General features: G+C 73.8%; 11 protein-coding genes. 4 read left to right on the top strand and 7 right to left on the bottom strand.

Annotation, left to right across the window (positions count from 1 at the left end):
• Nucleotides 1-171: 171 nt before the first annotated feature.
• Together JOF36_RS19265 and JOF36_RS19260 are read right to left on the bottom strand one after the other, a co-directional pair.
• Complete coding sequence (locus JOF36_RS19265; RefSeq protein ID WP_210028598.1) at nucleotides 172-1,104, bottom strand: alpha/beta hydrolase; 933 nt, start codon at nucleotides 1,102-1,104, stop codon at nucleotides 172-174.
• Nucleotides 1,105-1,155: 51 nt separating this feature from the next.
• Nucleotides 1,156-2,364 carry an acyl-CoA dehydrogenase family protein gene (locus tag JOF36_RS19260; RefSeq protein ID WP_210028597.1) on the bottom strand — a complete coding sequence of 403 codons (1,209 nt, stop codon included), beginning with the start codon at nucleotides 2,362-2,364 and terminating at the stop codon, nucleotides 1,156-1,158.
• Nucleotides 2,365-2,664: 300 nt separating this feature from the next.
• Here JOF36_RS19260 and fdhA point away from each other — a divergent pair, with 300 nt between their 5' ends.
• Nucleotides 2,665-3,879 carry a formaldehyde dehydrogenase, glutathione-independent gene (gene fdhA, locus JOF36_RS19255; RefSeq protein WP_210028594.1) on the top strand — a complete coding sequence of 405 codons (1,215 nt, stop codon included), beginning with the start codon at nucleotides 2,665-2,667 and terminating at the stop codon, nucleotides 3,877-3,879.
• On the opposite strand, the gene JOF36_RS19250 is transcribed toward fdhA, so the two are convergent.
• Nucleotides 3,810-4,421, bottom strand: a complete 612-nt coding sequence (locus JOF36_RS19250) for an NAD(P)-binding domain-containing protein (protein ID WP_210028590.1) — start codon at nucleotides 4,419-4,421, stop codon at nucleotides 3,810-3,812. The two genes, fdhA and JOF36_RS19250, sit on opposite strands and share 70 nt — an antisense overlap.
• A gap of 54 nt (nucleotides 4,422-4,475) precedes the next feature.
• Here JOF36_RS19250 and JOF36_RS19245 point away from each other — a divergent pair, with 54 nt between their 5' ends.
• Nucleotides 4,476-5,231: an HpcH/HpaI aldolase family protein gene (locus JOF36_RS19245; RefSeq protein ID WP_210028585.1), complete on the top strand. Its 756-nt coding sequence runs from the start codon at nucleotides 4,476-4,478 to the stop codon at nucleotides 5,229-5,231.
• Between the two features lie 77 nt (nucleotides 5,232-5,308).
• On the opposite strand, the gene JOF36_RS19240 is transcribed toward JOF36_RS19245, so the two are convergent.
• The 4 genes from JOF36_RS19240 to JOF36_RS19225 all read right to left on the bottom strand — a co-directional run bounded on the left by JOF36_RS19240 (nucleotide 5,309) and on the right by JOF36_RS19225 (nucleotide 11,696).
• On the bottom strand, nucleotides 5,309-6,433 hold the full coding sequence (locus JOF36_RS19240; protein WP_210028584.1) for a VanZ family protein: 1,125 nt from the start codon (nucleotides 6,431-6,433) through the stop codon (nucleotides 5,309-5,311).
• Between the two features lie 138 nt (nucleotides 6,434-6,571).
• Nucleotides 6,572-7,555, bottom strand: a complete 984-nt coding sequence (gene meaB, locus JOF36_RS19235) for a methylmalonyl Co-A mutase-associated GTPase MeaB (protein ID WP_210028578.1) — start codon at nucleotides 7,553-7,555, stop codon at nucleotides 6,572-6,574.
• The gene (scpA, locus tag JOF36_RS19230; protein ID WP_307862756.1) at nucleotides 7,555-9,744 is read right to left on the bottom strand and encodes a methylmalonyl-CoA mutase; all 2,190 of its coding nucleotides are present in this window, start codon (nucleotides 9,742-9,744) and stop codon (nucleotides 7,555-7,557) included. Before scpA ends, meaB begins: the two co-directional genes overlap by 1 nt.
• 23 nt (nucleotides 9,745-9,767) lie before the next feature.
• Nucleotides 9,768-11,696 (bottom strand): methylmalonyl-CoA mutase family protein, encoded by a 1,929-nt coding sequence (locus tag JOF36_RS19225; RefSeq protein ID WP_210028572.1) that lies wholly within the window; start codon nucleotides 11,694-11,696, stop codon nucleotides 9,768-9,770.
• A 384-nt stretch (nucleotides 11,697-12,080) separates the two neighbouring features.
• Here JOF36_RS19225 and JOF36_RS19220 point away from each other — a divergent pair, with 384 nt between their 5' ends.
• Entirely contained in the window at nucleotides 12,081-12,992 is a 912-nt protein-coding gene (locus JOF36_RS19220; RefSeq protein ID WP_210028570.1) for a universal stress protein, read from the top strand.
• A complete protein-coding gene (locus JOF36_RS19215) occupies nucleotides 12,989-14,476 on the top strand; it encodes a bifunctional aminoglycoside phosphotransferase/ATP-binding protein (RefSeq protein ID WP_210028568.1) in 1,488 nt (495 codons plus the stop codon). The genes JOF36_RS19220 and JOF36_RS19215 overlap by 4 nt, the downstream gene beginning before the upstream one ends.
• Nucleotides 14,477-14,513 lie beyond the last annotated feature (37 nt).

The raw sequence follows: 14,513 nt of genomic DNA, 5'->3' as shown, positions 1-14,513 counted from the left end.
TCCGGTCCGTGACCCGGGGCGGTTCACGGTGCGCCACCGAGCAGACACACAGCGTGGACCCGGCGCGCTACCGGACGATGCCGGGCGTGTCACATCCGTGTGACGCGGACTCCGGGGCACCTCTGCAGCGGTTCAGCTCAGCTCTGCAGGCTCACCTCTGCAGCGGTCGGCTCAGCTCTGCAGCAGTTCGGTGAACCGCGCCAGCGCCTCACCAGTCACCCGCTCGGCGGCAGGCACGGTTCCGAGGAACGCGGCGAAACCGTGCACCAGACCGGGTCCCTCCACGGTGGACACCTGGACCCCGGCGCCGGCGAGCGCCGCCGCCCAGTCCCGGCCCTCGTCGCGCAGCGGGTCGAACTCCGCGGTCGCGATGACCGCCGGGGCCACTCCGGACGGATCGGCCGGCGTCGCACCGAGCGGCGCGATCTCCGGTCCGGCCGGCTCGGGACCGGACAGGTACTGCGCCCAGTACCAGCGCATGTCGGACGCGGTGAGGAAGTAGCCGTCCGCGTTCTCCTCGAACGACGGGGTCGCCGGGTCCGGGTCGAGCGCGGGATAGAACAGGAGCTGCCCGGCGAGCGCGGGCCCGCCGCGGTCCCGGGCCCGCAGCGCCAGCCCGGCCGCCAGGTTCGCACCGGCGCTGTCGCCCGCCACGCCCAGCGGGCGGTCCGGGTAGCGGCCCGCGACCGCGAGCAGGGCCGCCCACGCGTCGTCCAGTGGGGCGGGATGCGGGTGCTCGGGCGCGAGCCGGTAGTCCACCGCGACGACGACGGCGCCGGTCGCGTTCGCCACCCGCCGGCAGACGGGGTCGTGGGTCTCCAGGTCGCCGCACACCCAGCCGCCGCCGTGCAGGTAGAGCAGCACCGCGCCGCGGTCGGCCGCAGGAGTGTAGGTCCGCACCGGCACCGCGCCGCCGGGCCCGTCGACCACGTCGTCGGCGACCGCCGCGACCTCCTCCGGGACGTAGTCCGGCCCCCGCCGGGCGGTGGCGAGACGCCGGTAGTGCTCGCGGGTGGCGACCGCGTCGCCGTCGCGGGTCAGGGGCAGCGCGTCGGCGGCGGCGAGGGTGTCGAGCACGGTACGGAACGCGGGGTCCAGCGGCATGCCCCGCACGCTATCCGTTCCGCGGCGCACCTTCGAGATCGACGATCACGCTCAGCCCAGCGGGCTGCGTGGCAGCAACCGGTCGGCGATGATCTTCTTTTGGATCTCGCTGGTGCCCTCGAAGATCGTGGTCAACCGGGCGTCGCGCCAGTGCCGCTCCACCTGGTGCTCGGTGGTGTAGCCGTTGCCGCCGTGCAGCTGGATGCCGTCCGCGGTGACCTCCGCTGCCATCTCGGTCGCCACCAGCTTCGCCATCGCCGCCTCCCGCGCACAGGGTTCTCCCTGGTCGATCCGGTGCGCGACGTGCTGGTAGAACGATCGCGCCTGCTCCACCCGGGCCGCCATCGTCGCGAGGGTGAACCGCACGGCCTGGAAGTCGCCGATCGGGTGCGAGAACTGGCGCCGCTGCTGCAGGTACACGATGCAGTCCTCGACGGCGGCCCTGGCCAGGCCGACCGCCCGGGCCGCGGTGTGCACGCGGGCGATGTTCAGCCAGGCCTGGGCGTCGGCGAACCCCTCGCCGCCGGCACCGAGCTGGTTGGCGACCGGGACGCGCAGACCGTCGAACTCCAGGTCCCAGGTGACGAACCCGTGGTAGCCGATCTTGTCGATCGGGGTGCCGGTGAGGCCGGCGGGGAAGGTGCCGCGCTCCTTCTCGACGACGACGCTCGCCAGCCCCGCCGAGCGCTTCTCCCCCGGCTCGGGGTCGTCGGTCCGGACCAGCACCTGGATGAAGTCCGCGGCCTTCGCGTTGCCGGTCCAGCGCTTGTGCCCGGTCAGCACGAACTCGTCGCCGTCGCGCACCGCGCGCGTCTCGACCGCGGCGAGATCGGACCCGGCATCGGGCTCGGACAGTGCGATCGCGCCGATCCTCTCGCCGCGTGCGCTGCGCCGCAGCAGCTCGGCGCGGCGGCCGGCGTCGGCGACGTTCGTACCGGCGCCCTGGGCGCGGGCGATGATCGACCCGACGCTCATCCAGGACCGGGCCAGCTCCTCGGCGACCATGCAGTACTCGAACGCGCCCAGTCCGAGGCCGCCGTACTCGGTGCCCACCGTGATGCCGAAGTACCCGAGCTCGCCCATCTCGTCGAGCAGCGAGCGCGGGATCTCGCCCTTGCGCGGGTCGAGCTCGTCGGCCACCGGCCGGACCCGGGTCGTCGCGAACTCGCGGGTGCGCTCCTGCAGCGCCGCACGCTCCGGGGTGTGGTGCGGAGCGGTCAGCACCGGGACCGGCGGGGCGATGAGGTCGTCGTCGGGCATCCGCGCAGTATCGCCCGCCGCCGCGACCACCGCCCGTCGTCGCGCCGGGCACACCGGGCGCCGGTGTCTCCGGAGCATCCGGTGCCGCAGGGGCATCCGGTGTCACCGGGGCATCCAGTGTCTCCAAGGCATTCGCGGCCGTCCGACCCTCCACGGCCGATCGGCCCATGGCGCGAGCGGTGCCGGCGTGGCAACGTCGGCTCCGGCGACGTGGCCGGCACACGGGGGCGAGGCCCGGACGCGCCGCCACGCGCCCCCGGGCCCCGGGTGGCGCCTGCGGCATCGAGGGGAGCCAGGCACATGCCCGACAACCGCGTGGTCGTCTACAAGGGACCGGGACAGGTCGCCGTCGAGTCGATCGACTACCCGAAACTGGAACTGCCGACCGAGGTCGTCGAGGGCCTCAAGATCAAGAAGAAGGCCCCGCACGCGGCCATCCTCAAGGTCGTCACGACCAACATCTGCGGCTCCGACCAGCACATGGTTCGCGGTCGCACCACCGCACCGGTCGGGCAGTCACTCGGCCACGAGATCACCGGGGAGGTCGTCGAGGTCGGCGACGACGTGCTGTTCGTCGAGCCCGGGGACATCTGCTCGGTGCCGTTCAACATCGCCTGCGGGCGCTGCCGGATGTGTCACGAGGGCAAGACCGGTGTCTGCCTGCACGTCAACCCGGCCCGCCCCGGCGCCGCCTACGGCTACGTCGACATGGGCGGCTGGGTCGGCGGCCAGGCCGAGTACGTGATGGTGCCGTTCGCCGACTTCAACCTGCTGCGGTTCCCGGACCGGGACCAGGCCATGGAGAAGATCCTCGACCTGACGATGCTGTCCGACATCTTCCCGACCGGGTACCACGGCGCCCTCACCGCGGGCGTCACCACGGGCTCCACCGTGTACGTCGCCGGGGCCGGGCCGGTCGGACTGGCGGCCGCACACGCGGCGCAGCTGCTCGGCGCGGCCACCGTCGTCGTCGGGGACATGATCGCCGAGCGGCTGGAGCAGGCCCGCAGCTTCGGCTGCGAGACGATCGACCTGTCCGCCGACGGGACGCTGCCCGAACAGCTCGAGCAGCTGCTCGGTGAGCCGGAGGTCGACGCGGCCGTCGACGCCGTCGGGTTCGAGGCCCGCGGGCACGGGAAGGACGCCGGTGAGGCACCGGCGACCGTGCTGAACTCCGTCATGGAGGTCACCCGGGTCGGCGGTGCGCTGGGCATCCCCGGGCTCTACGTGACCGGGGACCCCGGTGCGGTCGACGAGGGCGCCAAGCAGGGCACGCTCGGCGTCCGGATCGGGCTCGGCTGGGCCAAGTCGCACAGCCTCACCACCGGCCAGTGCCCGGTGAAGAAGTACAACCGGCAGCTGATGAACGCGATCCTGAGCGGCCGGGCGCAGATCGCGAAGGCGGTCAACGCGACGACGATCTCCCTGGACGACGCGCCGCGCGGCTACCAGGAGTTCGACGGCGGGGTGGCCCGCAAGTTCGTGCTCGACCCGCACGGGTCGGTCGCGGCGTGAGCTGACGCCGCGAGCCCGCTCGCGGCGCCGACGTCACCGGGGCCGGTCCCGAGCACCCGGGCGTCGAACGGGCTGCCCTCGAGCAGCCCGGCGACGGCGTCGGCGCCCGGGCCGGCCAGCCACAGCACGGTCGTCCCGCGCTCCCAGGCGGGCGGGCCGTGCAGCACGGCGTCGCAGACGGTGGCCCGCCCGGCCAGCGCGGACGCGATCTCCCGCACGGCGTCCGGGGTGATCGTGTTCGCTTCCACGTAGAGCGGCGGGTCGGACCTGTTCGCGAGGCCCGCGACCACCTCCCGGGCGACCTCGAAGGCGGCGTCCGGCGGGCAGACCGAGACGATGACGTCGGAGCGTGCGGCGAGGTCACCGACGTCCGGCACGGCGATGAGGTCGGCGAGCTCGGCGCGCTTCGCGGTGGTGTGCGTGCGCCCGGCGTCCGCCCAGATCACCGCACCGGCCCGGGCCTTGAGCGCCGAGCCGAGCGCGGCCCCCATCACGCCGGGGTGCAGGATCCCGACCACCGGGCGCGACGGTAGCGACGACATGGCGCCGATGATGCCGCACTGGCGTGTCGCGCCCGCGCCGGGCACGGTCGGCCCATGAGCGATGTGCGTACCCCGGACCCGATGTTCACCGGCGGCGCCGTCGGCGGCTGGCTGCAGCTACCGTCGTCCGCCGTCGCCGAGGTGGTCGGCTCGGCCGGCTTCGACCTGGTCTGCGTGGACACCCAGCACGGGCTGATCGGCGACGACACCGTGCTCGGCATGCTGCAGGCACTCACCGCCTCCGGCACGCGCTCGCTGGTCCGGGTGCCCGGGCACGGTCCGGAGGCGATCGGGCGGGCCCTGGACCGGGGCGCGGACGGGGTGCTCGTCCCGCTGGTGGACACCGCCGGGCAGGCCGCGGCCGCCGTCGCCGCGTGCCGGTACCCGCCGGCGGGCATCCGCAGCTTCGGGCCGGTGCGGCCGTCCTGGCTGGGCCGTGACCCGCTGTCGTCCGGCCGGTGCGTGGTGATGGTGGAGACGGTCGCGGCGGTGGCGAACCTGGAGGAGATCCTCGCCGTCGAGGGTGTCGACGCGGTGTTCGTCGGCCCGTCGGACCTGGCGCTGGCCCACGGGTTCGGGCTGCGCGCGCAGGACCCGGGCGGCCCCCGCTCCGGCGAGTACGGCGAGCTCGTCGGCGGGATCCTCGCCCGGTGCGCGGCCGCGGGCGTACCGGCGGGGGTCTACTCCGACTCCCCCGCGCACGCCCGCCGGTTCCGGGAGCTGGGCGCCACGTTCACGATGCTCGCCGCCGAGCACGCGATCCTGCGGGCGGCGCTCACCGAGCAGCTCGCGGCGGCCCGTGCCGGGTGAGCCGGCGGGCACGGTGTGATCAGCGGGTCGTGCAGGATCGGTGCCATATCCGGCACGTATCCTGCACGACTCCCCGATCATGGCCGGGCATCGAGCTGCTCCTGCACCCGCGCCCGCTCGTCGACCATGATCAGCCCGGTGATCCGCCCGGCCAGGCCGGTGTGCCCGGTGGTGCGGAACAGGCCCACGAGGCTCGCCACACCCCACACCAGCCCGAGCAGGCCGAGCGCGCCGCTCGGGCCGGACAGCAGGAGCAGCCCGCCGGTGCCGAGCAGAACGCGCAGCAGCCGCCGCCCGCGCGAGGGCACACCGCCGTCCGGCCGGGCGGGGCGCAGCCGCACGGCCCGCTGGCCGATCGTCCCACCGGCCCCGGCGAGCGGGATGGCCAGGAACAGGACCAGCGGTACCCAGTACCCGACGAGCTCCCGCGCGCCCTCGTACCAGTCGGGCAACGGCCCCAGGAGCCCGCCGAGGGTGAACGAGGTCCCGGCCACCAGGACCGCCCCGAGGAGCGCACCCGAGGCCCACACCGCGACCACGTCGCACACCGCACCCAGCATCCGCCGTCCCACGGTCACCGGAGTCGGCCGTCCGGGATCGCCTGCCGCGGCCGACCGCCGGGACCACAGCAGCGTCGCGGCCAGCGCGCCGAGCAGGGCACCCGCCGTGTTCGCGATCAGGTCGTCGACGTCGGCGACCCGGTAGGCGCACGGGAACAGGAACCAGTTGCCGGTGTACTGGGTGATCTCGACCAGCAACGACACCCCGAACCCGGCCACGACGGTCACCGGCAGGGAGCGGTGGAACGGGCCGCGCAGCAGCCATCCGAGCGGTGCGAACAGCACCACGCTGAGCACGACCTGCTGCACCGCGCCGTTGGCGATCCAGGCCCGCATCCCGCCCGCATCCTGCCGGGACGCGATCCGCGCGATGTCGGCGACGAACTGGAACGGGCGGGTCTGCAACACGTCCGCGGCGGAGCGCCCGGCACAGAACGCCGCATCCACCTGCGGCAACGGGAGCAGCGTGTAGGTCAGGATCGCCAGCCCGTAGACCGGGACGGTGCCCACCATGAGCAGCTCGCGCGGGCCGAACCGGCCCCGCCGCCGGTACGACAGCGCGACGACGGGCACGAGCACCGCGAGCATCAGTGCCGCCCCGAAGGCGATGGCGAGGACGGCAGGGACGATCCGGTCGTTCACGACAACCGAACCTAGCCACCGACCGGCCCCACCCGCGGCGCTCACCGGCGCGCGTCCGGGTGGACCGCTGCCTCACACCCGTTCGCTGCGCCGCACACCCGCTGCAGCAGGTGTGAGGTGGTGGGAAGGGGTGTGAGGCTAGCGCAGGACGTCGAGGATGGACTGTGCGGCGAGGGTCGGGGTGAGGGCGCCGGTGCGGACATCGGTGGTGAGCTCGGGGAGCTTCTGCTTCAGGTCCGGGTCGTGGCGCACCCGGTCCATCAGGCGGTCGCGCACCATCTGCCACATCCAGTCGACCTGCTGGTCGGCCCGCCGGGTCGCGAGCTCGCCCGCCTTGTCCAGGGCCGCGCGGTGCTCGCACACCGAGTCCCAGACCTTGTCCAGGCCCATCCCGGTCTGCGCCGAGCAGGACATCACCGGGGTGCGCCAGTGCTGCGACGTCGGGGTCATCATGTGCAGCGCCCCGGCGAGCTCGCGGGCCGCGGCCCGAGCCTCGCGCTCGTAGGGACCGTCGGCCTTGTTCACCGCGACGACGTCGGCCAGCTCGAGGATGCCCTTCTTGATCCCCTGCAGCGAGTCGCCGGTGCGGGCGATGGTCAGGAACAGGAAGGTGTCGACCATCCCGGCGACGGTCGTCTCGGACTGGCCGACACCGACTGTCTCGACCAGCACGACGTCGTGGCCCGCGGCCTCCATGACGACCATCGTCTCCCGGGTGCGGCGGGCGACCCCGCCGAGCGTCCCCGCGGACGGCGACGGCCGGACGAACGCGTCCGGGTCGGTGGCGAGGCGCGGCATCCGGGTCTTGTCACCCAGGATCGAGCCACGGGTCCGGGTCGACGACGGGTCGACCGCCAGCACCGCGACCCGGTGCCCGCGGCGGGTGAGCCGGGTGCCGAGCGACTCGATGAACGTGGACTTCCCCACGCCGGGCACGCCGGAGATGCCGACCCGCACCGCGGCGCCCGCCTTCGGCGTGAGCTCCAGCAGCAGCTCCTGGGCGGCCTGCTGGTGGTCGGGCCGGCTCGACTCGACGAGCGTGATCGCCCGGGCGAGCAGGGTGCGGTCTCCGGCCAGGACACCACGGGCGAGTTCGGCGGGATCAGGTATCCGGGGAGCCATCAGTCGGCGAACACGCTCCCGGCCCCGGTCTGTGTCCCGGGCTCGCCGTGACCCAGCTCCGCCGACAGCTTCCCGAGCAGGTCCACCGCCGCCTCGGCGATGACCGTGCCGGGCGGGAACACCGAGGCCGCGCCCATCTCGAGCAGCTCGGGCACGTCGGCCGGCGGGATGACCCCGCCGACGACGACCATGATGTCCTCGCGCCCCAGCGCGGCGAGCTCGCTGCGCAGCTCCGGGACCAGCGTGAGGTGACCCGCGGCCAGCGAGCTGGCGCCGATCACGTGCACGTCGGACTCGGCGGCCTGCTTCGCGACCTCGGCCGGGGTCTGGAACAGCGGGCCGACGTCGACGTCGAAGCCGATGTCGGCGAACGCCGTCGAGATCACCTTCTGGCCGCGGTCGTGGCCGTCCTGACCCATCTTCGCCACCAGGATGCGCGGCTGGCGGCCCTCGTGCTCGGCGAACTCGGACACGAGCTCGCGGGCGCGGTCGATCGCCGGGTTCTGCCCGGCCTCGGCGGAGTACACACCGGAGATGATGCGGATCTGACCGGCGTGGCGCCCGAACACCTTCTCCAGCGCGTCGGAGATCTCACCGACGGTGGCCTTGTTGCGGGCCGCGTCGACGGCCAGCCCGAGCAGGTTGTCCTCGAAGCTGCGGGGGCCGCCCTCGGCGATCTTCTCGGCGACACCGGTCAGCCTGCGCAGCGACTCGTCGAGCGCGCGGTCGTCGCGCTCGGCCCGCAGCTTCTGCAGCTTCTCCAGCTGTTCGCGGCGCACGTTGGCGTTGTCGACCTTGAGCACGTCGATCTGCTCGTCGGTCCCCACGACGTACTTGTTGACCCCGATCACCGGCTGGCGGCCGGAGTCGATCCGGGCCTGGGTACGGGCCGCGGCCTCCTCGACGCGCATCTTCGGGATGCCGGCGTCGATGGCCTGGGCCATGCCGCCTGCCTTCTCCACCTCGTCGATGTGGGCCCACGCGCGCTTCGCGATGTCGTAGGTGAGCTTCTCGACGTAGTAGGAGCCACCCCACGGGTCGACGACGTTCGTCGTGCCCGACTCCTGCTGCAGCAGCAGCTGGGTGTTGCGGGCGATCCGTGCCGAGAAGTCGGTGGGCAGCGCGAGCGCCTCGTCGAGGGCGTTGGTGTGCAGCGACTGGGTGTGCCCCTGGGTCGCGGCCATCGCCTCGACGCAGGTGCGCACGACGTTGTTGTAGACGTCCTGCGCGGTCAGCGACCAGCCGGAGGTCTGCGAGTGCGTCCGCAGCGACAGCGACTTCGCGTTGGCCGGATCGAACCGGTGCACGAGCTTGGACCAGAGCAGGCGCGCGGCCCGCATCTTGGCGACCTCCATGAAGAAGTTCATGCCGGTCGCCCAGAAGAAGCTCAGCCGCGGCGCGAACTTGTCGATGCCCAGCCCGGCGTCGACACCGGCCCGCAGGTACTCCACGCCGTCGGCCAGGGTGTAGGCGAGCTCCAGGTCGTTGGTCGCCCCCGCCTCCTGGATGTGGTAACCGGAGATCGAGATCGAGTTGAACTTCGGCATCTTCGCGCTGGTGTAGCCGAAGATGTCGGAGATGATCTGCATCGACGGCTGCGGCGGGTAGATGTAGGTGTTGCGGACCATGAACTCCTTCAGAATGTCGTTCTGAATGGTTCCGGTCAGCTTCTCGGGGCTCACGCCCTGTTCCTCGGCCGCGACGATGTAGAGGGCGAGCACCGGGAGCACGGCGCCGTTCATCGTCATCGACACCGACATCCTGTCCAGCGGGATGCCGTCGAACAGCTGGCGCATGTCGAGGATCGAGTCGATCGCGACGCCCGCCATGCCGACGTCGCCGGCGACCCGCGGGTGGTCGGAGTCGTAGCCGCGGTGGGTGGCCAGGTCGAAGGCGATCGACAGGCCCTTCTGCCCGGCGGCCAGGTTGCGCCGGTAGAACGCGTTCGACTCGGCCGCGGTGGAGAACCCGGCGTACTGCCGGACCGTCCACGGCTGGTTGGTGTACATCGTCGGGTACGGCCCGCGCAGGTACGGCGTGATCCCCGGGTAGGTCCGCAGGAAGTCCACGTCGGCGAGGTCGGCCGCGGTGTAGAGCGGCTTGATGCCGATGCCCTCCGGGGCTTCCCAGGTCGGCGCGGAGCCGGACCACGCCGGGGTGGCGACCGTGTCCCCGAAGGCCAGCGGCACCGAGGTGAAGTCGGGGATGGAAGTCACTTCGACCCCTCCAGGGCGGTGTAGACGTCGTCGATGACGGCGAGTGCGTCGCAGCCAGCGAACAGGTACCCGTCCACGCCAGGTACCTGTTCCTTCGGCTTACCCGCCAGCAGGACCCGGGACGCCCCCGCCTCGCGCAGCGCGGCGGCGGTCTCCGTGGCCCGCTCGTCGTAGAGCGCGTCCGACGAGCACAGCACGACGACGTTCGCCGGTGCACCGCCGAACGCGTCCACCACGTCCTGCGCGGACTCGGTCGGGCCGGCCTCGACGGCGTCGATCCCGCCTGCGGCCAGCAGGTTGCGGGTGAAACCGGCCCGCGCGGTGTAGGCGGCCAGCGGCCCGAGCGTCGCCAGGAAGACCGTGGGGCGCGCCCCGTCCGCGGCCAGGACGGCGTCGGAGCGGTCGCGGTGGTGCTCGTACGCCTCGGCCGGCCGGTACAGCGGCAGCCCGCCGCGTTCGACCGGCTCCGGCAGCGGCTCGCGCTCGACCGGCTTCTCCTCCAGGTTCGGGAACTCGGAGACGCCGGTCAGCGGGGTCTTCCGGCGGGCCACGTCGGACTCGCGCTTCGCGCGGACCTCGGCGACCTTCCCGGCGACCAGGCCGGAATCGAGGGCGGCGACGGCGCCGCCCGCGGCCTCGATCTCCTGGAAGAACGCCCACGCGACCTGCGCGAGGTCGTCGGTGAGGTGCTCGACGTACCAGGAGCCGCCGCCCGGGTCGATGACCCGCGCCAGGTGCGACTCCTCGATCAGCAGGGTCTGGGTGTTGCGCGCGATCCGCCGGGAGAACGGCTCGGAGGCGCCCAGCGCGGCGTCGAACGGCGGCACTGTGACCGCGTCCGCGCCGCCGACGCCCGCGGCGAACCCGGCGACGGTGCCGCGCAGCATGTTCACCCACGGGTCGCGCTGGGAGAACAGCGCCTCGGACACGACGGCGTGCTGGCGCTGCGGCACCTCGGTGGTGCCGCTGGCCTCCAGCACCCGCGCCCACAGCCGGCGCGCCGCGCGCAGCTTCGCGATCGTCGGGAACTGCTCGGGGGTGGCGGCGTAGCGGAACTCGAGCAGCCGCGCGGCGGCGGCGACGTCCAGCCCGGCGCCGGTCAGCTCGCGCAGGTAGGCGACGCCCGCGGCCAGCGACCAGCCGAGCTCCTGGGCGTCGGAGCCACCCGCCTCGCGGATCACGGTTGCGTCGACGGTGAGCGCGGTGACCTTCGGGAAGGTCGAGGCGACCCGCCGGGCGACGTCGACGACGTCGGTGACGGTGACGCCCGCGACGTCCGGGCCGGCACCGGCGCGGGCGCGCAGCCCGATCGGGTCGACGCCGAGCGAGCCGAGGAACTCCGCGTCCTCGATGCCGTTGCGTGCGGCCAGGTCCAGGTAGGCGTTCGCGGCCTCGAGGGCGTCGGCGCCGGCGTCCAGGACCACCCCGGCCAGGTCCAGGTGGACCCGGTCCAGGGCGTCGGCGAGGCCGTCGATCGGGACGCCGCCCTCGCCGATCCGCAGCCAGATCGAGTTGACGCCGCACTCCAGGTCGGCCAGCACCGCCTCGTGGACCGCCGCTGCGTCGGTGCCGGCGTGGCGCTGGCGGATGTCCCAGCCCTCGGGCACGGGCCCGTCGGTGCGCGCGCCGCGGGTGAACGGCCACGCCCCCGGGACGCCGGTGTCCGGCAGCCCCTCGACGTCCTCGGCGGCGTAGAGCGGGGCGACCCGGATGCCGTCCGCGGACGTGCGGGTCAGCGTCTCGACGCCGGCGCCGAGCTCGGCGTCCTCGGCGATCCGGCCGGACCGGCGCACCACGGCGTCCGCGGCCGCCAGCCACTGTTCGCGGGTCACCGGGTCGAACCCGCCTGCGAGAACCAGCTCCTCGGGCTCCACCGGGCGGTTCGCGTCACCTGGGTCGACCGCGCCGCGGTCGCTGTCGGTCATGCGCTCTGTTCTCCTCACCGGCCCGCGGGGCGGCCTCGTTGCCCGCCGGGCGCCGCCGCGGTGGCGTCGCCGAAGTGCAGCGGAGTCTAGTGAGCACGGCCCGCCGGATGCAGGACGTGTGGCGAGGCGCGCACACCGTGTGACGCACTCGACGGACGTGGATGCCGATAGTCATGGCCGGGATCACACTTGTCGTGGCCGGGATCAGACCGTTCCCACCCGCGCCGCGCGGGGCGCGCGGCCGGACATCGCCGGTGATCGCCACCCGGGACTTCCGCCCCCTGTGCTGCAGCCGCTCCCGCTGACACCGTGGGCAGCACACACCAGGCCGGTCAACGCTCGGGGCGTTGCCGACCGACGCTCGACGGGGAGGAGCGGCCGAACATGACCATGGCCGAGGGGGAGGTGCCGGCGGTCGTCGCCGGCGTGGACGGTTCGGAGTCGGCGCTGGCCGCCGTGCGCTGGGCCGCCGCCGAGGCGCGGCGCCGGAGCGCACCGTTGCGCCTGGTCGGCGTGGTCGAGTGGGCGGGCTACCGGCCGATGGCGGCGGTGGGCGAGCTGGATCCGCGGGAACAGGACAGGCTGCTGGCACACATCCGCACAGAACTCACCGGCGCCGCGGCGCAGGCCCACGTCCTGGCCCCGGAGCTGATCGTTTCCCACGTCGTCCTCGTCGGCTCGCCGAAACGCGCGCTGCTCACCGAAGCGCAGACCGCACAGCTGCTGGTCGTGGGCAGCCGCGGCCGCGGCGGGTTCACCGGGATGCTCGCCGGGTCGGTGTCGATGGCGCTCTCGGCGACCTCCCCGTGCCCGGTGGTCGTCGTCCGCGGGCCGGGTGCCGAAGACGGACCGGTGGTGGTCGGGGTGGACGGCTCCGACCCGGGCGCGCAGGCCCTGCGCCACGCCGTCGACGCCGCCGGCGCGCTCGGGACCTCGGTGCTCGCCGTCCGGGCCTGGAGCCACGACCGGATCGACCCCTTCGTGCTGGAGCTGCTCGAAAAACGGGGCGCCGTCGAGGACGCCGAGCACGGCCAGCTGGACAAGTCCGTGCAGCCGGCCCGGACCGCACGCCCGGACGTGCCGATCGAGACCGAGCTGGTGCGGGGCCACCCCACCGAGGCCCTGCTGCGGGCCGCCGAGCGGGCGCAGCTGCTCGTCGTCGGCTCCCGCGGCAACGGCGCCCTGGCAGGACTCCTGCTCGGCTCGGTCAGCCGCACCGTCCTGCACCACGCGCACTGCCCGGTCGTCGTCCTCACCGCGACCGGGCCGTTGGACCATTCCGAGATACAGCCGTGAGCCCGTCGGCCGGCGCGGTGGCCCACGAGACGCACATCGGCGTCGTGCTGCTGCTCGGCGACCGCGCCTACAAGCTCAAGAAGCCGGTCCGGACCGCGTTCTGCGACTTCAGCCGCATCGAGCTGCGGCGTGCGGCACTGGAGCGGGAGCTGGAGCTCAACCGACGCCTGGCCCCGGACTGCTACCTCGGCGTCGGCGCGTTCACCGGACCGGAGGGCGATGCACCGGAGCCGGTCCTGGTGATGCGCCGGATGCCGGCCGACCGGCGGCTGTCCACCCTGGCCCGCGACGGGCACGACGTCACCGACGAGGTGCGCGCGGTCGGCCGGCTGGTCGCCCGCTTCCACGCCGACGCCCCGCGCACCGCTCAGGCCGCCGCGGCGGGTGAGCGGGACGCGGTGGCCGCGCGGTGGGAGGCCAACCTCGCCGAGCTCGCGCCGTTCGCCGGGCGGCCGCTGGACCCGGACCTGCTCGACGAGGCCGCGGCGCTGGTGCACGACTACCTAACCGGCCGGGAACCTCTTTTCGCCGAGCGGGTACGGGCCGGTCGGGTCGTCGACGGGCACGGCGACCTGCTCGCCGATGACATCTTCTGCCTCGACGACGGCCCCCGGCTGCTGGACTGCCTCGACTTCGACGACCGCCTGCGCTATGTGGACGGCATCGACGACGTCGCGTTCCTGGCGATGGACCTGGAACGACTCGGCTCACCCAACGCCGCGGAGAGGTTGTTGGAGGCCTATCGGGAGTTCGCCGGGGACACCGCTGCGGCGTCGCTGGCCGACCACTACATCGCCTACCGGGCGTTGGTCCGCTGCAAGGTCGCCTGCCTGCGCCACGACCAGGGCGACGACCCGGCCGCGGACCTGGCGCGCACCCATCTGGACCTCGCCGTCCGCCGACTGCGGGCAGCGGCGGTGCGCCTCGCGGTCGTCGGTGGACTGCCCGGGGTCGGCAAGTCCACCGTGGCCGCCGGGCTGGCCACGCGCACCGGTGCGGTCGTGCTGTCCAGCGACCGGTTGCGCAAGGAGCTCGCCGGGCTCGACCCGGCCGACTCCGCCGCGGCCGGCTACGGGGAGGGGATCTACTCCCCCACCCACACCGACGCCACCTACTCCGAGCTGCTCCGCCGGGCCGGGCTGCTGCTGGCCCGCGGCGAGTCCGTCGTCCTGGACGCATCCTGGACCGATCGGCGGTGGCGCGATACCGCCGCCGACCTCGCCCGCCAGGCCCGGGCCGCGTTCCTGCCCCTGCAGTGCCGCACCGATCCCGCCACCGCCGAGGACCGGATCCGCACGCGCGCCCCGAACCCGTCGGACGCCTCCCCGGACATCGCCCGCGAGATGGCCGACCGCACCGGGCCCTGGCCGGACGCGGTCACCGTATGGACCACCGGCCCGGCACGGGAGTCGGTCGACGCGGCCGTGCGGGCCTGGGAGGACACCACCACCGCGTGCCGCGCCGACGCAACGACCACGGGCTGAACCGCCCTGCGCCGGTCGAACCTCCGGGGGCGCACAC

The sequence above is a fragment of the Pseudonocardia parietis genome (genome assembly GCF_017876315.1).
Lineage (GTDB): Bacteria > Actinomycetota > Actinomycetes > Mycobacteriales > Pseudonocardiaceae > Pseudonocardia > Pseudonocardia parietis.
Note: the sequence above shows the minus strand (reverse complement) of the source record. Positions and strands in the feature narration are given on the sequence as shown.

What these genes read in the sequence shown, in the direction of transcription:
- JOF36_RS19225 (WP_210028572.1), bottom strand. Translation starts at nt 11,696, where the DNA reads ATGACCGACAGCGACCGCGGCGCGGTCGACCCAGGTGACGCGAACCGC.
- meaB (WP_210028578.1), bottom strand. Translation starts at nt 7,555, where the DNA reads ATGGCTCCCCGGATACCTGATCCCGCCGAACTCGCCCGTGGTGTCCTG.
- JOF36_RS19260 (WP_210028597.1), bottom strand. Translation starts at nt 2,364, where the DNA reads ATGCCCGACGACGACCTCATCGCCCCGCCGGTCCCGGTGCTGACCGCT.
- JOF36_RS19265 (WP_210028598.1), bottom strand. Translation starts at nt 1,104, where the DNA reads ATGCCGCTGGACCCCGCGTTCCGTACCGTGCTCGACACCCTCGCCGCC.
- fdhA (WP_210028594.1), top strand. Translation starts at nt 2,665, where the DNA reads ATGCCCGACAACCGCGTGGTCGTCTACAAGGGACCGGGACAGGTCGCC.
- JOF36_RS19245 (WP_210028585.1), top strand. Translation starts at nt 4,476, where the DNA reads ATGAGCGATGTGCGTACCCCGGACCCGATGTTCACCGGCGGCGCCGTC.
- JOF36_RS19220 (WP_210028570.1), top strand. Translation starts at nt 12,081, where the DNA reads ATGACCATGGCCGAGGGGGAGGTGCCGGCGGTCGTCGCCGGCGTGGAC.
- JOF36_RS19250 (WP_210028590.1), bottom strand. Translation starts at nt 4,421, where the DNA reads ATGTCGTCGCTACCGTCGCGCCCGGTGGTCGGGATCCTGCACCCCGGC.